Annotated in this window: 21 protein-coding genes and 1 pseudogene; all 22 read right to left on the bottom strand. The window is 54.7% G+C overall.

Annotated features, from left to right (window positions below; translation table 11 throughout):
• Window positions 1-2 precede the first annotated feature (2 nt).
• Window positions 3-1,367 (bottom strand): type VI secretion system protein TssL, long form, encoded by a 1,365-nt coding sequence (tssL, locus tag DS901_RS18360; RefSeq protein ID WP_113778385.1) that lies wholly within the window; start codon window positions 1,365-1,367, stop codon window positions 3-5.
• 26 nt (window positions 1,368-1,393) lie between these two features.
• On the bottom strand, window positions 1,394-2,725 hold the full coding sequence (gene tssK / locus DS901_RS18355; RefSeq protein WP_113778384.1) for a type VI secretion system baseplate subunit TssK: 1,332 nt from the start codon (window positions 2,723-2,725) through the stop codon (window positions 1,394-1,396).
• A 28-nt stretch (window positions 2,726-2,753) separates the two neighbouring features.
• Complete coding sequence (tssJ, locus tag DS901_RS18350) at window positions 2,754-3,200, bottom strand: type VI secretion system lipoprotein TssJ (protein WP_181820932.1); 447 nt, start codon at window positions 3,198-3,200, stop codon at window positions 2,754-2,756.
• 11 nt (window positions 3,201-3,211) lie between these two features.
• Entirely contained in the window at window positions 3,212-4,507 is a 1,296-nt protein-coding gene (gene tagH, locus DS901_RS18345; RefSeq protein ID WP_113778382.1) for a type VI secretion system-associated FHA domain protein TagH, read from the bottom strand.
• Window positions 4,508-4,510: 3 nt separating this feature from the next.
• Window positions 4,511-4,801 carry a PAAR domain-containing protein gene (locus DS901_RS18340; RefSeq protein WP_113778381.1) on the bottom strand — a complete coding sequence of 97 codons (291 nt, stop codon included), beginning with the start codon at window positions 4,799-4,801 and terminating at the stop codon, window positions 4,511-4,513.
• A complete protein-coding gene (locus tag DS901_RS18335) occupies window positions 4,798-5,400 on the bottom strand; it encodes a DUF6931 family protein (RefSeq protein ID WP_113778380.1) in 603 nt (200 codons plus the stop codon). The genes DS901_RS18340 and DS901_RS18335 overlap by 4 nt, the downstream gene beginning before the upstream one ends.
• Before the next feature lie 10 nt (window positions 5,401-5,410).
• On the bottom strand, window positions 5,411-7,408 hold the full coding sequence (locus DS901_RS18330) for a type VI secretion system Vgr family protein (RefSeq protein WP_258546798.1): 1,998 nt from the start codon (window positions 7,406-7,408) through the stop codon (window positions 5,411-5,413).
• A gap of 141 nt (window positions 7,409-7,549) precedes the next feature.
• Complete coding sequence (locus DS901_RS18325; RefSeq protein ID WP_113778378.1) at window positions 7,550-7,849, bottom strand: hypothetical protein; 300 nt, start codon at window positions 7,847-7,849, stop codon at window positions 7,550-7,552.
• A complete protein-coding gene (locus DS901_RS18320) occupies window positions 7,849-9,939 on the bottom strand; it encodes a type VI secretion system contractile sheath domain-containing protein (RefSeq protein WP_441328178.1) in 2,091 nt (696 codons plus the stop codon). The genes DS901_RS18325 and DS901_RS18320 overlap by 1 nt, the downstream gene beginning before the upstream one ends.
• Window positions 9,940-10,101: 162 nt before the next feature.
• Window positions 10,102-10,602: pseudogene (gene tssB / locus DS901_RS19070) on the bottom strand (type VI secretion system contractile sheath small subunit); the annotation flags it as partial.
• Window positions 10,603-10,812: 210 nt separating this feature from the next.
• The gene (locus DS901_RS18315; protein ID WP_113778376.1) at window positions 10,813-11,964 is read right to left on the bottom strand and encodes a hypothetical protein; all 1,152 of its coding nucleotides are present in this window, start codon (window positions 11,962-11,964) and stop codon (window positions 10,813-10,815) included.
• A gap of 207 nt (window positions 11,965-12,171) precedes the next feature.
• Window positions 12,172-14,841: a type VI secretion system ATPase TssH gene (tssH, locus tag DS901_RS18310; protein WP_113778375.1), complete on the bottom strand. Its 2,670-nt coding sequence runs from the start codon at window positions 14,839-14,841 to the stop codon at window positions 12,172-12,174.
• Window positions 14,842-14,868: 27 nt separating this feature from the next.
• Window positions 14,869-15,888 (bottom strand): type VI secretion system baseplate subunit TssG, encoded by a 1,020-nt coding sequence (gene tssG, locus DS901_RS18305; protein ID WP_113778421.1) that lies wholly within the window; start codon window positions 15,886-15,888, stop codon window positions 14,869-14,871.
• Entirely contained in the window at window positions 15,852-17,726 is a 1,875-nt protein-coding gene (gene tssF / locus DS901_RS18300; RefSeq protein WP_113778374.1) for a type VI secretion system baseplate subunit TssF, read from the bottom strand. The genes tssG and tssF overlap by 37 nt, the downstream gene beginning before the upstream one ends.
• Window positions 17,727-17,732: 6 nt before the next feature.
• A complete protein-coding gene (tssE, locus tag DS901_RS18295; protein WP_113778373.1) occupies window positions 17,733-18,230 on the bottom strand; it encodes a type VI secretion system baseplate subunit TssE in 498 nt (165 codons plus the stop codon).
• Window positions 18,223-19,032, bottom strand: coding sequence for a type VI secretion system accessory protein TagJ (locus DS901_RS18290; protein WP_113778372.1), 810 nt, complete (start codon window positions 19,030-19,032; stop codon window positions 18,223-18,225). Before DS901_RS18290 ends, tssE begins: the two co-directional genes overlap by 8 nt.
• A 63-nt stretch (window positions 19,033-19,095) precedes the next feature.
• Entirely contained in the window at window positions 19,096-19,635 is a 540-nt protein-coding gene (locus tag DS901_RS18285) for an Hcp family type VI secretion system effector (RefSeq protein WP_113778371.1), read from the bottom strand.
• 62 nt (window positions 19,636-19,697) lie between these two features.
• Window positions 19,698-21,197 (bottom strand): type VI secretion system contractile sheath large subunit, encoded by a 1,500-nt coding sequence (gene tssC, locus DS901_RS18280; RefSeq protein WP_113778370.1) that lies wholly within the window; start codon window positions 21,195-21,197, stop codon window positions 19,698-19,700.
• A 3-nt stretch (window positions 21,198-21,200) separates the two neighbouring features.
• Window positions 21,201-21,701: a type VI secretion system contractile sheath small subunit gene (tssB, locus tag DS901_RS18275; protein ID WP_113778369.1), complete on the bottom strand. Its 501-nt coding sequence runs from the start codon at window positions 21,699-21,701 to the stop codon at window positions 21,201-21,203.
• 53 nt (window positions 21,702-21,754) lie between these two features.
• Window positions 21,755-22,789 (bottom strand): type VI secretion system protein TssA, encoded by a 1,035-nt coding sequence (tssA, locus tag DS901_RS18270; protein ID WP_113778368.1) that lies wholly within the window; start codon window positions 22,787-22,789, stop codon window positions 21,755-21,757.
• Complete coding sequence (locus tag DS901_RS18265) at window positions 22,782-24,128, bottom strand: serine/threonine-protein kinase (protein ID WP_113778367.1); 1,347 nt, start codon at window positions 24,126-24,128, stop codon at window positions 22,782-22,784. The genes tssA and DS901_RS18265 overlap by 8 nt, the downstream gene beginning before the upstream one ends.
• The gene (locus tag DS901_RS18260) at window positions 24,118-24,993 is read right to left on the bottom strand and encodes a c-type heme family protein (protein ID WP_113778366.1); all 876 of its coding nucleotides are present in this window, start codon (window positions 24,991-24,993) and stop codon (window positions 24,118-24,120) included. The genes DS901_RS18265 and DS901_RS18260 overlap by 11 nt, the downstream gene beginning before the upstream one ends.
• Window positions 24,994-25,040: the final 47 nt, after the last annotated feature.

The following is a 25,040-nucleotide window of genomic DNA, read 5'->3' as shown; positions in this document are numbered from 1 at the left end:
GGTTAGCCTGCTTTCACTAGAATGACTTCGATGCGGCGGTTCTGAGCGCGCCCTTCGGCTGTGTCGTTTGTGGCAATGGGTTCGGCGTCAGCGCGCCCCTCGGCACTGATCCGGTCCGGATCCGTCAAGGTGGCTGACATTTGATCCATGACCGATGTAGCCCGCGCCAACGACAAAAACAGATTGGATGGGAAGCGGGCCGTATTGATAGGAACATTGTCCGAATGACCCGCGACAAGGATGCGGCCCGGTTTTTCGTTCAAGGCAGCTGCGATCCGGTCAATCAGCGCGGCGGCCTCGGGGGCCAAGACGTCGGAACCTGATCCGAACATACCGGTCCCCAAAATCCGCACCGTTAGCACGTTGCCTTCATTCAGGACCGTGACCAGACCCCGTGCAACTTCGGTTTCAAGAAAAGTTTCAACCTCGGTGATCTCTTCCACCTCTTGCACCGTGGGTGGCGGCGGCGGCGGCGGTGGTGCGGACCGGGCCAAGGTGACGACACCGTTGACATTCAAACCAGCCAACTGGCCCCGCAGACGTTCGGTATCAACGCTCAGCGCAAAGGAAAATCCAAAGAATGCCAGACAGGTGGCCCCGATGGTGAACCCGCCGGTCAGCCAGACAGGCATCCATGCTGACAATGGCCGATGCGCAAGGGTCACCCCTTTCCAACGCAGTGAAAAGTCGCGTTCCAACGGGCCGCGATGCGTCCGGATCAGGCGCGCTAGATTGTTGCGGATTGACGTATGTTTTTCCGCGCCACGGTTTTCGACCCGCAAACGGCCTTCAAACCCAAGGCTGAGACACATGTACATAAATTCAAGCAGATCGCGGTTCGTGCCCGGTTCCTTTTCCAGATGTTCGAGCAGATCGAAGAACCGATCACCACCGTGGGTTTCTTTATGAAACGTACCCACAAGGCTTTGTTGGGCCCAGTTACTTTGTCCGCCCCACGGGGTGTTCAGGATCACATCGTCAATCGTCGCACAAATCGCATAGCGAGCAATCTTAACAGATTGGGCGGGGGCACCGCCCTGAAGGGCGTTGTTTTCAAAGGCGCGCACTTCAGCGACGACACTGTCACGTAACTGGGCCGGGTTGTCATGCTGTGCGCGGTTGCGCATCCGCCCTACTAGCATAAACAAAGACGAAGCCGCAGCATTCAGAACATTCATCCCCGTTGCGGCCGACCCAATCGCCACCTGCGGACCGGCTGGCGCAGTGGTCGAAGACGCGGGCGGCCGACCCGTGGGTTGCGCCACCCGAGGTGGTGTTGGCGTCACAGGACGACGGCCCCCCGGGTTGGGCAGGATCACCGTTTTGTCGGTGTCAGTCGGTTCTGCAAATGGGTCATCATGGGTCATAATCTAGCTCTTTCCTGAGGTCCGCTTTAGCGGATCGCCCACAGCTCCATTTCAAGATCGGGGAAGTCGCCAGCGACATGCACGGCTAGCCCGCCAGAGGTCTTCATCTGCGACCAATAGGGGCTTTTGCTGTCCAATTCGAAATAGACGACACCCGCATGATAAGGGATCTGACGGGGCGCAACGGGTAAGGGTCGAAGCTCCACACCTGGCAAGGCAGAATTGACAAGTTGCCGGATTTCTTCCACCGGACCCAATTTTGCTTGGGCTGGGAAATGGCGGCGCACGCTTTCGGGCGGAACGCTTGCCTTGGCGGCCAACACAAAATTGGCTGACGTCAGCAATGATTTGTCTTCGATCATCGCGACAGAAATCCCGTATTTGCGCGGCGCAATCGGGATCGAGACGGCGTTTTGCTCCAAAACCGCACTTAGGTGCTGGCGCAGTTCACGAAACACCGGTTGAAAGATACGCGTCAAATCATCATGGCAATAAATCGGGAATTCAGATGACAGCTTTTCAGACGTCATAAAGGTGGACAGCTCACCAGCCAACCCAACTAGAAATTGAAAGATCACAGCCGGGTGCGCATTTTCAATCGCCAGAAGGTGGCGCACCTGAGGCAGTGCCTTGTTCACCGCAATCAGCAGCAAAAAATCCGATATTTCAGCAACGCCCTTTGCACCATTCTGGCTGAGCCTGCCCGCAAGCGCCTCGGCCCGGTGGCTGAGCAACCCTTCAAGTTCGCGCAGGAAGCTGTGCAGCGGGCTTGCCGCACGGGCATCCGTGCAGCTTGGGATAAAACTATGATCAAGGACGATTTCCTTACCTGACCGCACCTCGACGATACGCGCGATTGGGATGACAACCTGATCGTCAAGGTCATCAACATCCAGCGCAAACCGTAACCGCAACTTGCCCACAGCCATTTGCACGGTGCGCCCACCGCGGCCCATACTGTCCATGATTTCGACTTCCGCCGGCATATAGCGTGACGCAGATTGCGGAGCACCGGACAAGTCAACCTCGACCGTGCCATCCCGGCGGATGGGGATCGCCAGATAGACAACACAATTTTTGACGGTCTCTGGCACGTCCAAAGCGGGCGGATGGTCATCAACCTGCGGTATCCGAAATGCGGCCCCATCAGGTGTCAGTCCGGCGCAGGATTTGACCGCAATCTTGCCAAGCTTCAAAAGCGCGTCATCCAGCATCAATTCACGTAAACCCCAAGCATAGGGCGCGACATTTGCGGCAACGCCTGCAACCAGCGATTCCAGATAGCGATCCTGCTGCTGCAGATGATGCGGCTGTAGAAACAGCCCCTCTTGCCAGACGACTTTGCTTTCCCAGGACACGGTCAAAGCACTCCTTTATTGATCGCGTTCATCGGATCGTGACGCTGTTGCCAGACAGGGTGATCCGCGTCGGGTTCAGGGCATTAGGCACCAGCGGCTTGACTGCCAAAAATGTGCCGTCGATATCGCGGAAGGCTGCAACAACACCCACGGCCGCGGGGGGGGTGGCAAATGTTTTGGTGTCAGTCACCGTGCGACCCGGTGCCAGCTGGAATTCACTCACAGCAACAAGATCAGCACCCAATGTCACATCAGGCGTATCGAAGACGGCAAAAAAGTCTGCCGCCCGGAATGCAGCAGCATCACTCAGGTAGTAAACCTTTACCTTTGCAGGCGCACCGCCATTCATATTGGCTGCACCGGTTATGGAAAGCTGCACGCCGGTTTGTGCGGGCGGCTGAATTTCCGGGCCGGCACCACATGCAGCAACCGCCAAGAATGCGGCACCAGTCAACTTACGTATATCGGGGATCATGGATCGTCCTTTCATAGTTTTTTCACCTGCTGTTCGTACGCGCGGGCGAATTCCTTGCCGAAGGTCGACTGAAAGTCGTCTTCGGTCTCTTTCGCGATTTGGGCGTACATTTTTTCGTAGGCTTCCCAATAGCGGGCCTTTTTGTTGGCCAGCAGGTTGCCAAGCGACGAACCCGCCTCGATCCGCGCAGATAATTGGTCGGGGCCCAGTCGGGCGAGCAGATTTTTCAGCGCTGCTTCCATCCCTGACATGGTGGCCACCTCATGTGCCTTGACGTCATTCAGCGCTTCGGCCACCGCCGCGTCTGCATCCAGATAGCCCGGGACAGAGGGTTTGATCATCGCCTCAATCGCCTGTTCGGGACTGATCGAGAATTTCAGCGGATTGTTCGCGCCCGCATTGATCATTGTACGGTCCATGCGCATTTCACTTTTCAACGCCGCACGGGTCATCAAGATTTCGCGCATGCCGGTGATCATGGCCGCCATAACCTTACCCATGCGGGCCATTGTTTCGGCCATCTCTGCCTCTGAGATGTTGATATGACCGGCACCCGCACCTGTCAGGAAAGCCTGCAACGCTGCATCACTGCCACCGCTTGATTGCGCAGGCGGCGGAGTGGTTGACACAGCGGCTGTAGGTGGGGTGGATTGTTCTGGAGGTTGCAGAAACGAATCCGCCCAGTCATCAGGAATAATCGCCCCTTGCGACCGCGGCGGCGTGAACTGATCCTGGGCCGCAGGCGTGTGGTTTGGCGCACTGCTACCATCAACCAAGCCCGGTTCTTGGCTTACACCAAAAGGGTCCATGGGTGACGCTGGTGGCAGCGTCTGCCGTAGGCCTGTGGGTTCACCTAGAAGATCATCCAGAAAATCCGCACCCGTATCCGCCATATCATCAACGGCCATCAGCGCGTTGGGATCAGGTGTCGTAGGTGCGGGTGCGAACGGGTCCAGAGGTGGCGCATTACCCGCGCGCTGATCCAGCACCTGCGTGGTAATTTCCACAACAATTTCGAACGGGCCAAGACCGATTACATCACCTTGGTTCAATGGGGTTGGGGTATCATCCAGCCGCATAGCCCCATAGTTCAGGAAGGTGCCATTTGTGCTGGTATCTCGCAGCACATAGTCACCATTGCGGTCTTCGATCAGGCAATGCTGTTTTGATAGCTCCCGCTCCGGATCAGGCAAGACAAGATCATTCTCAGACCCGCGCCCGATAGTCAGCGTATTACCCACCATCGCAAATTCTTTGGGTAGGCCGGGCAAAGCGTCAGGGTTTTGAAGGCGTAATACCAGCGGCATGGCTTATCCTCCCACCAGAACGGTCGGGCAACCCATGACGATCGCACCACCATGAGCGCAGGTATCGCCAAGACGCGCCTGTGGCTTTTTGCCGACAAGCACCGTCGCAGATCCCTTAACGATCGTGTCAGGGGGACCAACACAGACAACCATCGCCGTGGCGGTCGCAGCAGGCATTTTGCCAATCAGAACGGTCGGAACCGGCACAACGATAGGACCGCCCACATGCGGGACGGGGCCAGTCATCATCGGGCAGACATGATTGTCGCCAACGCGGGCAGCAGGCAAGGTCATGCTGTCACCGCTTCGCTGATGGGTGGATCAATCCGGCCATTGCCACCACGCGCGATATCCAAGGCCCGACCTAGCAACCATTGGCCACGCATGACAACGGTATCGTCGTCGGCAAAAAGTGAAATCAGCGCCATCGCAAAGACAGCACCGCCAACAGCACCCGGGGGGGCGTCATAATCTTCGTGTTCGCCAGGGCCAAGTGTGCCATCCGCAAAGGTTGCAGCCATGGCGCATAACACTGTCTCATCTTCATTATCTGCGGCATCAAGGGCCGCACGGGCCTGCGTGCGGGTGTCTTCACCCGGCTGCAGAACCCACGCTTCGGCGGCTTTGATAGATAGGGTCAGCTTATCGGTGGCGATGTCCCGGGCAGACAGACAGGCCCACCACGTCGCCTCGCGCGGCGGCAGCGCATGTGACAGCAGTTGCAGCATGTCGATCAGCGCACCCTTGGCATCCAAGTCGGCAAGGACCTCAGCCACACTCGCATTGGCTGGCGTGCCGGGCCTTGTCTGCAACACCACATTGTTCTGGGCTATGATTTTGGCCGCAGGCGTTGTTGGGAGTTTCTTAAGCGCGTCAAAGCTGGGATTGATCATACTAGGCACCTCAATTGATCATGGTCAAGCTGCCCTTGACGCTCAAAAGGCCAGAAGATTTCAGCTGGGTCATGCCGCCGCCTTCCAGCTTGAGCATGCCAGCACCTTTCAAAGCGGCCTGGCCTTTGCCTTCCATCTTAAGCTGGCCGTTCGCTGTCAGCCTGGCGGTTGCTTCTGCCTTGATATCGATCTGCGTGGTCGAGATGGTGACCTTGGTCGGTGTCATCTCGATCTTGGAGCCGCCGCATTTCAGCGTGATCTTGGACTTAGCCGAGACTTCAAGTGCGGCACCCACGTCGATTTCATAAGCTTTGGTGATTGACGTGGTTTGCCCGCCCTTGATGGTCATTTTTTGATCGGCATCAATGGTCAGCGCATCCGATCCACCAATGGTAGTATCGCGGTTCTTGGCGATGTCGATCTTTTCGGCGCCTTTGGCGACGGTGAATTGATGGTCGCCTTCATTGATTGTCTCGGTCTTGTTGCCGTGGATGGTTTGTTTAAAAAACCCTTCCTTCTTATGCTCAAGGCCGACCGTAATTTCGGCGTTGTTTTTGACGATCTGCCTAAAATCACGCTCTGATTGCAGGCGGACGAATTCGGCGTCTTTCTTGTCTTCAAAGATCAATTCACTGAAACCACCACCATCCTTGGAGGTGTTGGTTTTCAAACCCATCTGGGTCTGATTTGCGGGAAGCGGATGCGGAACCTTCGTGTCTCCGTTATACACCATACCTGTTATGATAGGGCGGTCAGGATCGCCATTTTCAAACTGTACGACGACCTCTTGACCAACGCGCGGCACAGCCATCATGCCCCAGTTCTTGCCGCTCCATGGGACGGCTGTTCTGACCCAGCATGACGCGTTTTCGTCCTTCTTGCCGTCTCGATCCCAGTGAAACTGCACCTTCACGCGACCATACTTGTCGGTCCAAATCTCTTCCCCATGCTTGCCGACAACCTCGGCCGTTTGCACGCCGGGGTTGTCGGGACGTGAGGTAACCTGAGGCGCGCGAAACGGCTCTTTGATCGGCTGCACTTCGATCACGCAACGATACATGTCGCTGCTAGTGTTGCTGTCGAAATCAAGGAGCGGGCCAAGAATGGCGTTCACGATATCGGCATCCTCAGATTCACTGTCGATCTGTAACTGATGACGGGCCGCAACAACCAGATATTCGGCATTTTCGGATTTTCTGGGGTGTTTCTTCAGCTTGAACTTGGCACCAGCCGTCATCTGGCGGACATTGCAAACCCCATGCGACCGTTGGCTGGCAGCGGCAAAGCCTTCGACCTTGACCCGTGCATGATGTTCACCAGTTTTCACATCATCATGGCGACCGGGATAGGCGTAATGCTCGTATTTATTGAACGAATGGCGGCCTTTGCTCAGCGCCTTGACGGACCTCAGATCAGACTTCGGCTTTTCGAAATCATAATCCTGCAACGTGACCTTGCCGGTTTGGATGCTTTCACCGCCGCGCCATTCAAATACATGATCATGCGAGCGGCGATAGTCACCCGAGCGGAGGTAGAAATCAATCTCGGTCTGATCCTCGACAGCCTTATGGCTGCTGGCCTCATCGGCAAGGATCAGGGTTTCCTTGGTTTTGTCGTGGCTGTGGTAGTAGTAAATGCCTTCTTCTTCCATCAGCCGCGAAATGAAATCAAAATCGCTCTCGCGAAACTGAACGCAGTATTTCCGCTGTGCATAGCGATGCTTGGTCCGATCCTTAAAATCGGAAAAGCCGTGCTGGCCAAAGATGTCTTTGATGATGTCGACGACCGACTTGTCCTGAAAAATCCGACAGTTGGATGTCCGCGTCAAAAACCAAAGCCAGGGTCGGACGGTCGCGCGAAAATAGCCTTGATCCGCATGGGCGCCCAGATACTGCGTCGCAACGCAGCGCCCTTGGAAATAACGGACCTTATCTTTGGGTGCATCGACTTCCAGCTGAAGGCGTTCGCCAACCAGCTTTTGCAGATCCAGATCCAGATCTGTGGACATGAATTCGATGATGGTTTCGGGTATCTGGCTAAGGCCGTCATCCACCTGCGCACGTATCAAGTAGCCTTTCAGCTTGTTGGGCAGTTCAAGCCGCAGCTGACGCCCTTCACGGATGATTTCCTTTGCCATCTTGCCTGATCCCTATGCCGCGCGCGGAGCGGTCAGAGTGACAAGTTCATCGTCTTCTCTCAGCCGGTCAACAATACCGGGATGAACCGCCCACAATGACGCAAGCTGATGGTTCTTCGTGGTCAGAAAGGCATGCAGCGCCATGAGATCGTCAAACGCAACCATCCGAACCGGCGTGGGATAATGCGCCTTTCCGGATAACAGCGCGGACATGTGGCTTTCGCCGTCAAGCAGCCAATAGGCGTCCTCTGCCTGAACCAGAATGATGCCGGTATCATCCGCAGCTTGTGAAGTCTCGATCGCGTTTTCCATTACAGGCCCTCCAACATGGCAGCTAATTCAGGATCCATTTCGTCATCATCATCGTCTGTGCTGTCATCGTCATCGTCGAAACCAGCCAAAAGCGCGTCGAGACCACCGTCATCATCGTCTGTGTCGCTGTCAAAATCGCCAGAGTCGTCCAGATCACCGTCTGCGAACAGATCGTCATCATCGGTCGCGGCATCGCTCTCGTCTGGCTTGGCGGCTGTGGCCGGGGCCTCCTCGGCAGCAGCACCTTGCCCCCATGGGCCGGCAAGCTCGCCCGCGCCAAGCGCTTGGAATGATCCCTGCCGGACGACATTCTGGCCCTTCATCGACAAAACGGGGATAAAGCCACGCGCAACAACCTCTGTGGCAGTGCGTGTGTTCAACAAGCGTTCCGTGCAAGGCAGCGCCACCTGATCACCGTATTGATCAGTCATATAATGGAAGGGCATATCGTCCAGCGACATCACATCGCCCAGACGCATATCCTTGCCCTGTTGGGCCACCGTTTTAGCCATCAGGATCGCGGATAGCACAACCGGATTGGCCCAAAGCATGCCTTGCAGGCCGCTACGCAGACTGAATTCTTCGAAATCAAACGGATCGACAGGTTCGGTTTTCTTCCCGTAGGGCAGACGCAATAGGAACCGTGGGGCTGCTAATCCGATGTATTTTGCCTCAGGCAAAGCGCGCAATGCGTCCCATGTCTTGCTGATCAGCGGGTGCCGGTCCTGTTTTGCAGTTTCCAGAAACTTGGGCGAAATCGCACTGATAAAAGGTGCATTCATCCAGCCAGAGATTTTCGACATCCGCGCCAATAGCTCAGCATGCGGCGGTGTTTCTTCCAGAGTATAAAGCCCAAAGACAGCCGAAATCGGACCTTGCGCTGCATCCAATCGTGGCGCCTCGCCCAGCATCTGGAATAAGCCACTTTCGGCAAGGTCATCTTGTACTGACAGATCGGCAGCCCATTCTTCGGCGGACACATCATAAAGCGTGATATCAAGGCCTGCACCGGTGTCGATGCGCCGGGCCAACAGTTCAAGCGACCGCCATGTGGCTTCAATCGCCTGAAAATCAGGATTATGCAGGATCGCACGCATGGCACCTGACAGCGCTTCATCAATAGCAGCGCGCATGCTGTCCTGCGCCGGATTCGGGGCGGCCTGCACATAAGGGCCGACGATACGCCCGATCAGATCAGCAGCAGGGCTGGCCGTTGTCAGCTGTCCTTGCATATCACCAATCAGGGATTGAAACGCGCTTAGCTTGCGGTCTGCGGGTACGGCACTGCCTTTGGCGCGGGCATGTGACGCCAGCTTCAGATCACCGAAGATATCAGCCCAATCTTGCATATCCGCGATGGATTTTGCACCATCACCCATCGCAATGCGTTGACGTAAGGCAGCCAGTTCCGCAAAGATTTCTACGTTTTCGTACAGGGCATCGGGGTGCAGATCATCTAGCTCGCCCAGCTTGACCTCAACTCCTGCGCCATCATTGCCAATAGGCAGGACAAGTGTGGTCGCAAAACGGCGGATTATATCATCAAGATTATCAATATCAAACTTGATCGGCTTGCGGTTCGCCAGATCGTCGCCAATCGCCATATCGCCCCGGGCCGCACGCCCGGAGAAATCACCAAGTATCGCTATACGGAATTTACCAGTACCTTCTGCGCCATCGTCAGGGCGTTCGGCCGAGATCGTACCGAATGGATCGAGGATCGGGGCGGGATCTTCGTATTCGTCCTCGCCCAACGCAACATCGTCTGCGTCAAACAGGTTATTGAGGTCTTCCTCTTCTTCCTGCTTTTCCGCCTCTGCGTTGTCCATCGTGTCCAGTAGATCGTCCAGATCGACAGCCGTTTCGACATCACCCTCACCGTCTAACGTCGCATCATCTGAGGCATCGTCCGACACATCATTGTCATCAACGTCAAACAGGTCACCGAGGTTGGTATCGTCTTCCTGCTCATCCGCCTCTACGGCGTCCGTCGCGTCCAGCAGATCGTTGAGATCAGTTTCTGCGCCGTCAAACTCAATGTCCGCAACTGTTGCAATAACAGATGTATCGGCCTCTTTCGCCGCATCCACCACATCAGCCAAAATGTCAGCATAGTCTTCCTGTGCCGCCACCGGCGTATCTGCAACTTCAACCGCACGTAATGCATCCAAGGCAGCCTGTGTTGCGGTATCCGCTTCAGGCGCGGGAACATCTACGGTGCGCAAGCCGTCCAAAGCGGCATCAAACGCTGCGCTATCATCCTTGTCAGCAACAACTCCGGCCATCGCAGCAAAGGATGCGGGATCTGCAATCAATTTGCCGATCAATTCTTCTGCGCCAGTCTTGCCGTCCATATAAGTGGCGAGATGGGCAAGCTTGGTGCGCGCATCCAAAAGCTGCTGCAGAGGGGCGACCTTTCTGGCAACCGCCGCTGGTGAAAAGTCGGCCATTTCTTCAAAAGTCAGATCGACGGATAGGTTGCCATCGCCCGTCAGAGTGTTTGGCACAGTGAAGGCAGCGCGCGGCTTGAGCGATTTCATCCGGTCATCGAAGTTATCCACGTCGATATCAAGGAACTTGCGGTCATTCACAGTTGGCAGCGGCTCTGCCGATTTGCCCGATAGATCAGCCATGACACCCATCACAAAGGGCAGTTGCACCTTCTTTTCAGCACCGTAGAGTTCGACATCATATTCGATCTGCACGCGGGGTGCGCGGTTGCGTGCTATGAATTTCTGACCGCTTTTGGACATCTTGGGTCCCCTGCTGGGTGGTTTGAAAGGCGGGTAAAGGCCTATCTATCGCTTCTGGTTCGATAGTTAGTGCCGAGAAACGGGCGCAGGGTTCACCAGATTGGAAGAAATATGAAATTTTAGTAGAAAACGGATGGGGCAAAGGTGATCAACCTCTGCCCCATGTCTTGGACTACGTTAATTTTGGTAATGGCAATCAATTGACGTCGGTTAACGCTTCTGGGCGGCTAGCTCCTTAGTCACTTCTCCAACAGCTGCCTGAGCCATGTCTGTCACTACTTTTCCGAAATCTTTATATTCATCAGGCGCAATGACAATTTCAAAGACGTCAAGCCCCCTTTTCATCCATTTCCATTTCATGGGCTGTTGGGTTTCTATCTCGTTGATGGCTTTCGTCGTGTTCTCACAAAACTCTAAGCCTTTATTAGCTTGGGCCCCCATTGTGATAATCCGTTCAATCATCTTCCGGATCGATTTGTTCATCGCAATGACCGCATCAGCAGCCTTCTTTGCCGTTTTCGCATCGATTTGCTTGCTGGCCTTTTCGTTGAACTCCAATAGCTTGTTGAGCTGCTTGGACAGCTCATGTGTTTTGACCGTGATGTGCCTCATCTTGGCGTGACAAATGACATTTTCCGATTTGACGGAATCGATGGTCGTAACAAATTTAGCGCCAAAAATTTTATTGAGAAGTACCTTACCTGTGTCTTTTGCGCCGGTTAGTTCTTTCCTATTCTTGTCATAATCCTTTTGAATGGTCTTCAAATGCTTGGCGACTTTCTTCTGCATTTTTTGGGCGCTCAAAGCTTCTTGATAAATCTTGAGAGCCGCTTTCATAATAATTCTGAGAGTCTTGTAACCAACAAAAATCGCTGACAGCCCGCCTGAGCCCGCCATTGATGCGGCGCTCAAGGCCAGTTCTACCGCATCACTGGCCAGCTCAATACCTACGCTTAGTCTGTATTTATGGTCGTCATCGATATCTTTTTGAACTTTTTTAATGGCAGCCTGCGCAAAATGTGCGCCCTGCTTTTCCAGTCTTTGTGTCTTAGCCTTTGTCGTTGCCATGAAATCAGACGCAATTTTTTCACGTTCTTTCTCATCGGTGGATTTCATAAAGCGCTTGTCTGCATCTTTAAGGTCGCTGCTTATGCTGATAACCAGCGTTTTGTAGGCCTTGCTCGCAGCTTCCTGCGCTTTGGTTTGCAGCAATGGGTCCTTTGCTACTGCTGCCTCACCTGCCTTGTCCATCTCCAAGCTAATAAGGACAGGTATTTTCTTCTTGAAATTAATCCCTTTGGGTTTGGCCTTATCGGTCACGACTTTCGCAAGATCGCTCTTGATCAAATTTACCGTTACCATTTTATCGTTCTCCTATAAATCATGCAGTTAATCGCCAAGGCGATGCGTTTTGAATTATCGACGCTTCGGTCAAAACTTTGAAAACCGGACGCCATACTGATAAACCGGTTGCCGTTGTGCCTTAGCGATAGGTGCTAATTGCTTATTAACAATGGTCACCTAGTGAGTGACTCAGGTTTCGGGAAAGGTTTGATCTAGCGTACGTTTTTACGAAAATTCATAAATAAAATCACCGTTCGCTATATCAATCGACACGCGTTCCACCACACCGCCGTCTAGCATCCGCGTTAGAAATTCGGTCGATATTTCAGGTAACATCGTGTTGGTGACAATCGCGTCGATCATCCGTCCGCCGCTTTCTAATTCCTGACAACGCGACACGATCGTATCGACCACACTGTCGGTATAGGTGAAGGGGACGGTGTAATTTTCCCCTACCCGCTTGCCGATCCGGTCCAGTTGCAGTCTGGTGATCTGTCCAATCATATCAGGGCTGAGTGGATAGTACGGGATCGTCACGATCCGGCCCAGCAGGGCCGCTGGAAACACCTTAAGCAGGGGATCTCGCAGCGCTTTAGCTACACCTTCGGGAGCGGGCATCAGTTCAGGGTCTGCGCAAAGATCCATAATCACATCCGACCCTACGTTCGACGTCAGCAAGATCAGCGTGTTGCGGAAATCAATCATCCGACCCTCGCCATCTTCCATGACGCCCTTGTCAAAGACCTGAAAGAAAATCTCATGTACGTCAGGGTGCGCCTTTTCGACCTCATCCAGCAGGATCACCGAATAGGGTTTGCGCCGCACGGCCTCTGTCAGCACACCGCCTTCGCCGTAGCCGACATATCCGGGGGGTGCTCCCTTGAGGCTAGAGACGGTATGCGCCTCTTGGTATTCGGACATATTGATCGTGATGACGTTCTGTTCACCACCATAAAGCGTTTCAGCCACAGCTAGGGCAGTTTCGGTTTTCCCTACGCCGGATGTCCCTGCAAGCATGAACACACCGATCGGCTTGGAGGGGTTATCCAACCCCGCGCGGGACGATTTCACCCGCTTTGCGATCATCTCCATTGCATGATCCTGCCCGATCACCCGCTTTGACAAATGATCTGCAAGGTTCAAAACAGTGCGCATTTCATCCTTCATCATGCGCCCGACGGGGATACCCGTCCAATCTGCCACGACGGTGCCAACAGCCTGCGCATCCACAATGGGCAGCATCAACGGGTTTTCACCTTGTAATACGGCCAGCTCTTCTTGCTTGGCGCGCAATGTGGCCAGTGTCGTGGCGTGGTTTGCGTCCCGCTGGGGTACATCACTATCCACCGGCTGGTTTTCCGCGCGCAAACCGGCGCGTAAGCCAAGTATTTCTTCAACTAACAGCTTTTCGGCATCCCACCGCGCCGTCAGCTCGGCCAACTGCCCGGCAGCTGTATCCATTTGGGCATGTACCGCGGCACGGCGCTCTGCAACAATTGCGCCAGCGCTTTCATCCCGGTCAATGATGCCCAATTCAGTTTGCAAGCTATCAATCCGGCGCTGACAATCATCCACTGCTGCCGGAACCGCATGGAGGCTAATCGCCACCCGCGCACAAGTCGTATCCAGAACACTGACCGATTTATCTGGTAATTGGCGGGCGGGGATGTAACGCGCCGACAGTTTCACAGCCGCTTCCAACGCCTCGTCCAGTATCTGGACCTTGTGATGATTTTCTAGCATCGACCCGATGCCCCGCATCATCAAAAGCGCCTTGTCGTCATCAGGTTCGGCAACTTGCACCACCTGAAACCGACGGGTGAGTGCCGGGTCTTTTTCAATATGTTTTTTGTACTCGGCCCATGTGGTTGCCCCGATCGTCCGCAAACTACCTCGCGCCAGCGCCGGTTTCAGCAGGTTGGCCGCATCACCTGTGCCTGCGGCACCACCCGCACCCACCAATGTATGTGTTTCATCAACAAAAAGTATGATCGGGACCGGACTGGCTTGCACCTCTTCGATCACGGACTTCAACCGGTTTTCAAATTCGCCTTTCATGGATGCGCCTGCCTGTAACAGGCCAACGTCCAGCGATAGCAGTCGCGCCTCTTGCAGGGCGGGGGGTACGTCGCCGCGCGCAATCCGCAGGGCAAAACCTTCGACCACTGCTGTCTTGCCGACCCCTGCCTCACCGGTCAGGATCGGGTTGTTCTGGCGACGGCGCATCAGCACATCAACGAGTTGGCGAATTTCCTCGTCGCGGCCCACGATCGGATCAATATCGCCATCACGGGCTTTTGCTGTCAGATCCGTACAGAACTGGGCGAGCGACGCACCTTCCTGCATCTGTGGTGGCATCGCAGCCGAGGTTTCGCCCGGTTCCGCCAGCCCAGACCCATCCTGCGCACCTAATCCATCCTCGGTTGAGCCTGCGACGATATCGGCGAAATTGTCCAAAAGATCGTCTGCTTTGATCTTGCCAAACTCTGCCGAGATCGAAGTCAACACATTGCGGAGCCCTGACGTCTTCAGCATCCCGATCAAAAGATGGCCGGTGCGGATTTGCCCCTCCCCAAACTTAAGCGAAGCATAGATCCATGCACGCTCCACGGCCTCTTCCAGATGCGCGGACAGGTCCGAAATGGCCGTAGCCCCACGCGGCAAACCATCTAGGCTGCGCACAACATCAGCCGCAATCCGCGATGGATCAATGTCGAATTGTCGTATGATCCGATGCAGATCACAATCCTGCAACTGTAATATCTGATGAATCCAATGGACCAATTCGACATAAGGGTTGCCCCGCATCTTGCAAAGAACGGTGGCGCTTTCGACGGCCTGAAAGCCCGGTTTGTTCAGCTTTCCAAAAAGAGCGACGCGGCTAATCTGAGACATTGTTTTTACCTTGTTTTCGGGCCCGGATCACAACGCATGCTGCACCGGGGGTGAGAGTGAGAGATCGTCGGCGTCGCGGTCAGGGCGTTGACCAATCCAACTGGTCAGACCCAAACCGCAGGATTGCCCTAATGCGGTTGGTGGAACGTCGCTGGCCCGCAGGATCAGGTTGACCTCCCAATCCAACATGTCACCGACGTAGTTCCGAATGATCGCTGTCAGCCGCTTGAAACTTGCGCCATTAGGCAACAGCCTGTCATAATCGGCCTGATCCAACGGGCCGATCAGCACCCGGAATTTGGCTTCACGAGACCATACTTTTTCACCAAGGGTGGTGTTTTGGCCAAGGGCGACGCCACCCAATTGGGCACGATCATGGGGTTCAAGAACCAACCAGCTACCCACGAAGTTTTCGATCCTGACATCCGCATTAAAGAACTGCGCGATAATCGCCTGAAGCCCCGCTTCGTGACGTGGACCGCCACCCATCAACCCCGCAAAATGGCGCTTGGCCAAATCGGGCATTGCGTCGCGATCCTCAAAGGCCTGACCGGAAAATCCGGCAAATGCGGCAACCTTGTCGTCAAAGGGGTCATCATCGGGGCGGTCAAAAGATATTGCCGGCTGCCCGCTGGCCCAAGCCCGATACAGCAGCGACATCATCCGATGATGGAACATATCCGCAAACGCGATAAATGTGGGGTCATCATCATTGCGCTGCCGGTCGCGGGCATATTCGGTGATATGCAAAGGTAGCGCACCATTGGGGCCAAAGAGGCCAAACATGCGCTGGGATAGTCGATCTGGCCCACCTTCGGGGTCTTCTGCAAAATCCGAAATAGTCGACGTTGGAAACGCCAGATCAACGTCTTGGGTCAGGCGGACAGGGTCCTCGGACGGACGTTGCGACCGGCCCAGCCGGGGCTTGTCCGGGTGGGTGGCCTCAATCAGCCGAAGGGCCTGAAAAATATGGTATGCATGCGGTTCATCACGCAGCGCTGCAAGACGCGTCAGATCAGAATCCGCCTCCCGCTTCTGGCTGGCCATCGTCTGATGTCTCCGCGTTGCTGTGAATGAATGGCAGTTTCAGTGAAACTGTTGATGGTGACATATTTGGCGAAAAAGGCCTCAAGCACGGCGCCCAACAGATAACAGCCGCTGCCTTCAAAATAGCTTTCGTCGAAGCCGACTTTGATTTCGATACCGCGCACTGCCGTTGACAGGCTGTCTTCCATCATGCGGCGCACAATGGGGCGGGATACAACCGATGAAAGCCCTTCGACCTGTTTGGAAAGACCGGGATCGCCCGAAGGTGCGTAAAGACTGATAACCTCGCGCAAGGCAGCGGCGGCCTTGCCACGGTCCGCATCAGCGATCGACAGGTAATTCAGGCTCAATTGACTGATCAACTGCCAGGCCTGATGCCCTTCGGCCAGACGCGGACGCGGTTTGGTAGGGGGCACAATCGCACGGATTCTTGAAATTGGCCCGCCTTCGGGCAAGGTGAAGTCAGTGTCTTGTGTGCCAACCGCAGTCAACATTGGCATGTCGCGGTTCGTACACATGGCAGTGACGGCCAACTGCTTGATATCGCTGGGGTAGGGTGCTTGCTTGCGGTCTGTCAGCGACACATACATCTCTGACCCAAGATATGACGTCCTGGTCCCTTTCAACCGTTGTTTTTCAGATCGTTGACGCATCCGTCGCCGCTGACTGTAATAGGCCTGATGCGTCTCACCCAATGGGGTGAAGTCCTGCGCGCTATAAAAGGGACGAAAAGCAACATCATCCTCGCCCTCAGCGCTGATGCCAGTGACGCTTTCCAACTGGTAAATTTCAAAATCGAGCGGCGCGGTACGGTCCACAGTAATCAGATGATCAACCTCTGTGCCCGTGACATGGGTACGATCGCATCGCTTATGAAATAGATTAATGGCAGGAACAGCGCCCAGATCAAAGCTATCGGCATTGACCGATTTAAGCTGCGGATCGCCCTCGCGTAGCAGGATGTATAGATCAACCGTATCGTCTGCCGTGTGACGGATCGCAGGGCCAAGCCCATCTAGGTCAAAGAAGAAGAACCGCTGCGGCATTGCAAAATATTCCTGCAACAGGCGGTAGCCATCGAAGGATTGACCGGGGGTGGGCAGCAACGCCTCTGCGGGGTCAAAACCACGCGGATGGATCGCATCTCCCAGATATTGCACCCAATCAGCCCGCCGGTCCGTTGACCGGCCTGCAAGACCGATACCCTGCCCCATGATCGCCTCATAAAGCCGCCAGGGCTGCGCGGCAGTCCCTGACAAAAACATCGTCAGCCTATCCAGCGGCAATTCCGACAGTGGTGCACCATCAGTTCGACGCAAACGTAGACGTATTGCGGCTTTGGCCGGGGAATGTTTTGCCAGCCCGGCAACAACCAGATCACTACGGCCGTCGATATATTCGGCCTCTGCGACCTCAATCGGCCAGAGGGTCGCATCATGCGCCGTTGTGAAAATACAGGCGGTTTGCTCGCCTTCGCGCACTTGACCCCGCAACTGTGTGCCGCGCGGCAGGGTGTAGCCATCTTTCAGGTTGCCTTGCGTTGCATCCGCCGTCAGCCGGGCGATCATCATTGATGGAACGGGGGCAAGGAAGTGCGGATAAACGATTTCAAGCAGGTTTTGTGTAAAGACAGGGTATTGCTGGTCGAGTTCCAGCTGCACGCGCGCGGCCAGAAAGGCGAATCCTTCCAGCATGCGTTCGACGTAGGGGTCAAGCACCTCTAACTGCTCCATCCCCAAACGACCTGCGATTTTGGGAAAAGCCGTGGCGAATTCGCCGCCCATGTCACGGATGAACGACAATTCCTGTTCGTAGTGCTTCAGAATACGAGTATCCATAACCGGTTAACCTTGCCGTTTCAGGGTGACTTCGCCGGTCGTGATATCCAGCGCGGTGCGCAGATACAGATCGACAGGAACAGGCTCTGCCCAAAGCTCGGCACGGATATCAAAGGAAATCACAGCACCGCTGCCGACCCTTTCCTGACGCATCTCAACTTCCAACGTTTCAGGCAGCAGGCGGGGTTCAAAATTCTCAATCGCGGTGCGGATGGCTTGCCTGATTTCAACGGCACGATCCGCTGTGGCAACAGAGCCTGAGATGTCAACAACACCATAGTTCAAAACTGAGTTGGCAACATTCGGATAGGCCTCAAGATCGTGCGTGGCCTCCAGGTTGGACGTATTCAGCAACCAGCCCAGGTCACGCTGAATGATCTGTCGTAACCGGCTGACGTCAATGATCCATACTGACCCAGTTTCAGACGTCTTTTCGCGTGCATCATCGGTCAGCCGATCCAGCAATGAGGGTTGTAGTCTTTCCTGTAAAATACGTTCAGCCATGTTCGGACGGGTCCGATGTGTTCAGTGTCAGCGTGCGGATATCCATCAGAGCCACATCCAGTGTATCCGTGACAAACATGCGTTGCCCAAGACCGGCAATCACGACATCAGCAGCCGTGGTCCATTCGGTCCCGCGTGCCAGTTGCAGGCTGGGATTGCCCGCAGCAGCAGAGCCGGGGTAGCGGGTCGGGATCAGGCCGATGGCATCACCGCCATTCGTCCAAGTGATCGTCGCCGGCGTCCAAACGGCGTCGCGCAAATCAGCCGGAGGCTCAATTGTGATGCGCGTGATTGCAGAAAACGGCACCCAGAAATATCGGCCCTCGATGATGACTTCCAACACCGGACCCAACCTTGGGTCGGCGTCTGCGATCCATGCAAAAGGGGTGCCATTGATGTCGCCCGTTGTGGGCGATGCGCTATCAAAAGCTTGGGCGCGCAAATCATCCGCAGCCTGCAGGTCGCTCTGCCCTTGCAGTTTCAATGCTTCAACCAGCATCGCCATCCAGTTGACAGGTTCACCAAAAATAAGCGGTGGCTTTTTACCGGCAAACACTTGGTCGCGGTACATTTCGCAACGGATCGCCTCGCGGTACATCTGCGCCATAGTGCCCGCAGAAGGGTCCAGCGTAGCACAGGTTTTCAGTTGCAGAATGGCGCGGGTCCAATCACCCTTGATGCACAAAACCTGAAACAAGAAGATACGCAAACGGGCGTCTTCAGGGTTCTTGCGGGTGCTCTCTTGTAGCGCGCCAAGCGCGCCATCGACATCGCCAGACTTGATCAGTTCTTCAGCACGCATTGTATATGACTTTCATTCGCGACTCTGGTCTGGGCGCAGGTGATCCGCGCCCAGACTGACTGCTTAACGCTTGACCGAGTAATTGGCCTCGTTCAGGATCTGGCTCCATTTTGCTTCGCCCTGACCGCCGGGCGCTTTGCTCATTACGCCCTTTTCGTTCTGCTTGAAGTATTCAATGCGCAGCGCGCCATATTTAAACTTGACGCTTTCGTTCAGGCCGTCCTCGCCGTCGGCACCGTTCCACGTCATTTCGGTAACGATGACCATCTTGAAATGTATCTTGATAAAGGTGGTTCCAGATTTGTTGTTGGATCCGCCAGCTCGGCGCAATTCAACGATGGCTTCATCAAAGTGGTTGCCGGTACAGCATGTTGCGAATAATCCGCATGATCCAGTATCCGTCAGCTTATTGACTTCGAACTCAGAGAAGTTTGCTTTGCCCGAGCCAGCGCCGCCGCTGCCAGAACCGAGATTGACAGTGTTTTCAACGCCGAAACTGAAATCGGAAATTTCAAACGCTTTCTTTTTCGACATCTCGGCGTCAAGAGACTCACCAACAACAAGGCTTTGATTTGGGAAATATAGGAAGGTATCGAAGGCCATCTTGGGCTCCTTTTTGATATAGATTTACAATGGTTTTGGTGGGAAGGGCATGACGACTGCGCCTAGGATTCCCCTTTTTGAGAAGGCAGCTTGGACACTAGCCGCAGTGATACGGACAGACCTTCAAGCTGGTAATGCGGGCGCAGGAAGAACTTCGAGGTGTAGTAACCGGGGTTGCCCTCGTCCTCTTCAACCTGAACCTCTGCGGCCGCCAATGGCTGACGCGCTTTCACCTCTTCAGGTGAAGTTTCGGCGTTGTAGTCAACGTAGTTGTTTATCCAGTTTTGCAGCCATTCTTGCATTTCGTCGCGTTCGCGGAAGGATCCAACCTTATCGCGCACGATGCATTTGAGGTAATGTGCAAAGCGGCAGGTCGCGAACAGATAAGGCATGCGCGCCGCCAGGCTGGCATTGGCACTGGCATCGGGATCATCGTATTCCGCTGGCTTTTGCAGCGACTGCGCCCCGATAAAGGCGGCCGTGTCTGTATTTTTGCGATGGATCAGCGGCATCATCCCGTTGTGGGCCAATTCGGCTTCACGACGATCCGAAATGGCAATCTCGGTTGGACATTTCATATCGACCCCACCATCATCGCTGGGGAAGGTGTGGGTTGGCAGATTGTCAACCGTGCCACCAGATTCAACGCCGCGGATCCGGGTGCACCAGCCATATTCCTTGAACGACCGGGTGATATTGCGGGCCATCCCATAGGCGGCATTGACCCAGCAATACTTATCAGACGAGGCACCTTCGGTATCTTCCTCGAACGAAAACTCTTCCACCGGGTCGGTCTTGTCACCATAGGGGTGACGGCCCAGAAAACGCGGCATCGCAAGGCCCAGATAGCGGCTGTCTTCGCTTTCGCGCAGGCTGCGCCATGCTGCATATTCCGGCGTCTGGAAAATCTTGGTCAGGTCGCGCGGGTTTGCCAGTTCTGACCAACTGTCCATCTGCATCAGCGACGGGTTTGCGCCGGTCAGGAATGGAGCGTGGGCGGCAGCAGCGACCTTGGCCATTTCACCCAGAATTTCGACATCCTGTGGGCTGTGGTCAAAATGGTAATCGCCAACAAGACAGCCATAGGGTTCACCACCAAACTGGCCGAATTCCTCTTCATATAGCTTTTTGAAGATGGGCGATTGATCCCATGCAGTACCTTTAAATTTGCGCAGGGTTTTGGACAGGTCTTTCTTTGAGATATTCAAGACACGGATCTTGAGCATCTCATCGGTTTCAGTGTTGTTGATCAGAAAGTGCAATCCACGCCATGCGCTTTCCAACTTCTGATAGTCGGCGTGATGCAGGATCTGATTGACCTGTTCGGTCAGCTTCTTGTCGATCTCTGCGATAATGCTCTCGATCGACCGCAATGCATCATCAGACACCAATGCCTCGTTCTGCAAAACCTGTTCGGCCAGTGTTTTCACAGCCTCTTCAACGGCGGTCTTGGCCTGATCCGACTTGGGCCGGAACTCCTTTTGCAACAGCGTCGCAAACTCATCGGATCCAAAGATCGTCTCGCTTACGGAATCTGGAGTCGCTTGTTTTGTCTTTGTCATGGCCTATTCCTCATCTTCGGCTGGCGCAGCGGCCAAGGCTTTCAGCAGCGCAGGGTCCTTGATGATATCGGTCATCAGGTTCTCCGCTCCGGTCTTTCCATCCATGTAAGTGGTCAGATTTGCCAATTGGGTTCGCGCATCGAGCAGTTTTTTTAATGGGGCCACTTTTTGAGCGATTGCGGCCGGCGAAAAATCATCCATGCTTTCGAATGTCATATCGACAGAGAGGTTGCCCTCACCGGTCAGTGTATTTGGCACTGAAAATGCGGTACGCGGCTTCATAGATTTCATCCGGTCGTCGAAATTGTCGACGTCGATTTCCAAAAACTTGCGATCCGCAACCGACGGAAGCGGTTCTTCGGACTTACCCGACAGATCCGACATAACACCCATCACAAATGGCAGTTGAACCGTCTTTTCAGCACCATAAAGTTCTACATCATATTCGATCTGAACCCGAGGTGCCCGATTGCGAGAAATGAATTTCTGACTACTTGAGGCCATGATAATTTTCCTTTTGATATAGTATGTTACACGCCTTCAGATCCCTGAACGCGCTATTCGTATTGTTCTTCTTCAGGTTCCAACCCGCCGATCAGCGCGACGTTTTCGACGCCTTGAGGGGCCATGTCTTTCATGATCGTCACAAAGTCCGCAGACACGAGCCGCTTGGCTCTGTTCAGCAAGATCGGCAACGGGCTGGAAGGTTCGTTGCGGGCGTAGTAATCGACGACCCGCTCCAGCGCGTTCACAACGTCATTTGGTGTATTAATTGCGCCAACCGCCTGCCCCCCGACGTGCGCGGTCGGGGCTGTGCTGTCTGGTGTTTGAGGACTATCAGTCGGTTCCTCGGGGGTGCCCCCGATAAAGGTTTGCAAACGCCGTTTGATATCAAACGCCACCTTCTTTAGCGGGTCCAGATCGGGGCCAAGACTCCCGATTTGGGCGTCAAATACATCAGAGATCGCGCTGATATGATCCACAATAGCCCCCGCAGCATCCATCGTTTCAGAAAGTTGATCTGCATCAGCATCCTGAAATGCCGCTGATACCGTCTGTTGGGTCGGTACATTTTCCATGTCTGCCGGCGGTGTGGCCTCGCCGGCTGCGACTTCAATATCGCGCAGGCCGAACTGTCCGAATGCACGGCTTTCAACCAACGGGGCGACGCGCAAGGACCGTAATATCGTAGCACGATTGGTCAGCCCTACGATCGCGTTAACCCGCATCGTTGGGTCATCATCATCTTCATCGTCAAGCTGCGGATGAACGTGGTCCCAGTGATCTGTCAAACAATCACTGATATAGCGTAAAACATCTTCGAACCCCGTCAGGCCGCGGGTACGCAACGCCGCATCAGCCAACATTACGGCAACACGTAAATCCTTGCTCCGGCCCAACAGGTCAGTGGCAAGTTCAGCCACGTTGTCATAGTCGGGCGGCTCTGCGGCAATGACGGCATCACCGATCACGCGTTCTTCGCCGGGTTGATTGGCCATCTCCAGGGCAACAAAATCTGGATCATATTCCAGATCTTCGCCACACGGCTGATCACCATCAAAGCTTTGCAATAGCGTCTCTAATTCAAGCATCTGTGCCTCCTTTTGCGCCAATCAGTTCGGCGGCGTGAAGAAATTGGGATTTTTCGGCAGGGTCCGTGATGTCGTCAGCCAAAGCCTGTACCAGCGCGGTCGAGGAGGCCGCTTTGGCGGCTTGCCGCTTCACCAGAACGGCTGCAATCGGACCCATATGTGGTTTCAAAAGATCGGTTAGTTTGCGCAGATCGTCTTCTGGAATATCGCTATTGGCGGGGCCTAGGTTGTCGGACAACAGGCGCAGCATGGTGTCGCGCAACTCTTGCTTTTCATCTGTCTGGGATAACTCTTTCAGGACTATATCCAGCAGTTCTTCAGTATTGGTGGCAGTGGCGGCGGCGCGTCGCGCGATGACCTGACCGATTGGACCGATTTTGGCGATCAGGTTGCGTTCAACCTGGCTCATGGTGCTGGCCGAAAGACGGCCCAGCATTGTGGCAGGTCCGGGCGCGGGTTTAGCGCGCGCGACAGCGGACAGATCAACACCGCCTGACCCACCCACAGCCACAGCAAGCGCAGTGCGCATGTCGGCAGCACAGGCAAACCGTGCATCAGCATCGGCATTCATCGCCTGCAAAACTACCGCATCAATCGCGGCTGATAGGTCAGGCACCACGGCACTGGGTGGGGTCACATCGCCCGATCGGGACGCCAGCAAAAGCGCCTCAATCCCGCCACCGGCAAACGGTTTTTTGCCTGTAAGCAACTCATAAAGCAGAACGCCCACAGCATAGATATCAGCGCGTGCATCAACATCACCGCCAGAAAATTGTTCGGGGGCCATATAGGACGGGGTGCCGATCATGCCCGCCCCGGTTTTGTCCATGGCTGTAATGCGAGCGATGCCAAAGTCGGTCAGTTTCACTGCACCGGCTTCTGTGACCATGACGTTCGCTGGCTTCATGTCGCGATGCACAATGCCCGCATCGTGTATGCAAGCCAGACCATCAAGGATCTGCGTCATGACCGAAAGAACCTCTTGCAGATCAAGCCCTTCGGGTGCGGTAAGCCGATCCTCCAACGTGGTGGATCGCAAACGCTCCATCACGAGATAAGGCACGTGATCCTGTTCAAGATATTCAAAGATAGTAACCAAATTGGGGTGCAAGACACGACCCGCCGCGCGCGCCTCGCGGGCGAAACGCTGCAACCAATCATCGCCGCCGGCAGCCGAGATCAGATGCATATGCACCGTCTTGATCGCAACCTCGCGATCAATATCAGGATCATGGGCGGCATAGACGACACCCATCGCACCTTCCCCCAACACCCCATCGACACGGTATTTACCGATCTGTTTGGGGGCACGCGACGTTATGATCGTTTCATCCGTCATTGATCATCTTCATGGCGCTTTCAAGACTGCGCCGCATGCGGTTGAAGGATGTGGAAAGTGAACTGATTTCGTCTTTGCCCGGCTTGGCATATTCAGGGATTGTGAAGTCACCCATGCTGACCTGTTCGGCCACTGCCGACATCCGGGCGACAGGGCGCAAAACGATCCGGCTGAGCATGACGTTGGTCACAATCAGCACAAGCAGGAATGCCGACACCAGCGCAGTGACAAGGATCAGGCCGGTTTCCTTTGCCCGGTCTTCGACTAATGTCATGGGGGCAGAGATGACCTGAGCCCCCACCGTTTCACCCAATTTCCAGTTGAACCCGTTTTCAGACCCATAAAGGTCCAGCATGGCAGGCGGGGCCGCTGCCGGATCACCGTGACAGCGCAGGCAACCTTGCTGCGTTATTGTCACCGGGAACGCCATGGTCAAAAACTGCGCACCGTCATCTTCAACAACGGCGGACAATTCAGTCAGTGCGGAATCCGCCCGAAACTGATCAATCATCGACTTTTCAAGATCAGTCGGCAGGTCATCCGGGTTGGTCGGATCCAGTGCTGCCTCTTTATAGCTGTACTGGGGAAACTGGTTTCGAAAACCTGAAAACACGGCCTGTGCGGCGTAAGAGGTTACAGTTTCCGGTAAAAACAGGATGTCATTGTCATCAGACATCAAAGGATCAATGCTGTTCAATGTATAAGACCGGACCGCTGTGGCGTTGGCACGCAATAATTGAATTTCACGCTGCACATCTGCTGTCGCTGAAATCTTGACGATTTCGTATGACACAGCCGTTGCTGCAACGATCCCAATCAGGCAGGCGGATACCAGAACAGCGTTGTATTTTAGACGTAATCCCATCGGTCCTGATCCTTCGGTCAAGTGACAATAAGCTAGATTGTGGTGGT

The organism is Loktanella sp. D2R18, assembly GCF_003318235.1.
Lineage (GTDB): Bacteria > Pseudomonadota > Alphaproteobacteria > Rhodobacterales > Rhodobacteraceae > Yoonia.
Note: the sequence above shows the minus strand (reverse complement) of the source record. Positions and strands in the feature narration are given on the sequence as shown.

Excerpts from the sequence above, each read along its gene's own strand:
- tssL (WP_113778385.1), bottom strand. The coding sequence starts at position 1,367 with ATGACCCATGATGACCCATTTGCAGAACCGACTGACACCGACAAAACG.
- tssJ (WP_181820932.1), bottom strand. The coding sequence starts at position 3,200 with ATGATCCCCGATATACGTAAGTTGACTGGTGCCGCATTCTTGGCGGTT.
- tagH (WP_113778382.1), bottom strand. The coding sequence starts at position 4,507 with ATGCCGCTGGTATTACGCCTTCAAAACCCTGACGCTTTGCCCGGCCTA.
- DS901_RS18340 (WP_113778381.1), bottom strand. The coding sequence starts at position 4,801 with ATGACCTTGCCTGCTGCCCGCGTTGGCGACAATCATGTCTGCCCGATG.
- DS901_RS18335 (WP_113778380.1), bottom strand. The coding sequence starts at position 5,400 with ATGATCAATCCCAGCTTTGACGCGCTTAAGAAACTCCCAACAACGCCT.
- DS901_RS18330 (WP_258546798.1), bottom strand. The coding sequence starts at position 7,408 with ATGTCCACAGATCTGGATCTGGATCTGCAAAAGCTGGTTGGCGAACGC.
- DS901_RS18325 (WP_113778378.1), bottom strand. The coding sequence starts at position 7,849 with ATGGAAAACGCGATCGAGACTTCACAAGCTGCGGATGATACCGGCATC.
- DS901_RS18315 (WP_113778376.1), bottom strand. The coding sequence starts at position 11,964 with ATGGTAACGGTAAATTTGATCAAGAGCGATCTTGCGAAAGTCGTGACC.
- tssH (WP_113778375.1), bottom strand. The coding sequence starts at position 14,841 with ATGTCTCAGATTAGCCGCGTCGCTCTTTTTGGAAAGCTGAACAAACCG.
- tssG (WP_113778421.1), bottom strand. The coding sequence starts at position 15,888 with ATGGCCAGCCAGAAGCGGGAGGCGGATTCTGATCTGACGCGTCTTGCA.
- tssF (WP_113778374.1), bottom strand. The coding sequence starts at position 17,726 with ATGGATACTCGTATTCTGAAGCACTACGAACAGGAATTGTCGTTCATC.
- tssE (WP_113778373.1), bottom strand. The coding sequence starts at position 18,230 with ATGGCTGAACGTATTTTACAGGAAAGACTACAACCCTCATTGCTGGAT.
- DS901_RS18290 (WP_113778372.1), bottom strand. The coding sequence starts at position 19,032 with ATGCGTGCTGAAGAACTGATCAAGTCTGGCGATGTCGATGGCGCGCTT.
- DS901_RS18285 (WP_113778371.1), bottom strand. The coding sequence starts at position 19,635 with ATGGCCTTCGATACCTTCCTATATTTCCCAAATCAAAGCCTTGTTGTT.
- tssC (WP_113778370.1), bottom strand. The coding sequence starts at position 21,197 with ATGACAAAGACAAAACAAGCGACTCCAGATTCCGTAAGCGAGACGATC.
- tssB (WP_113778369.1), bottom strand. The coding sequence starts at position 21,701 with ATGGCCTCAAGTAGTCAGAAATTCATTTCTCGCAATCGGGCACCTCGG.
- tssA (WP_113778368.1), bottom strand. The coding sequence starts at position 22,789 with ATGCTTGAATTAGAGACGCTATTGCAAAGCTTTGATGGTGATCAGCCG.
- DS901_RS18265 (WP_113778367.1), bottom strand. The coding sequence starts at position 24,128 with ATGACGGATGAAACGATCATAACGTCGCGTGCCCCCAAACAGATCGGT.
- DS901_RS18260 (WP_113778366.1), bottom strand. The coding sequence starts at position 24,993 with ATGGGATTACGTCTAAAATACAACGCTGTTCTGGTATCCGCCTGCCTG.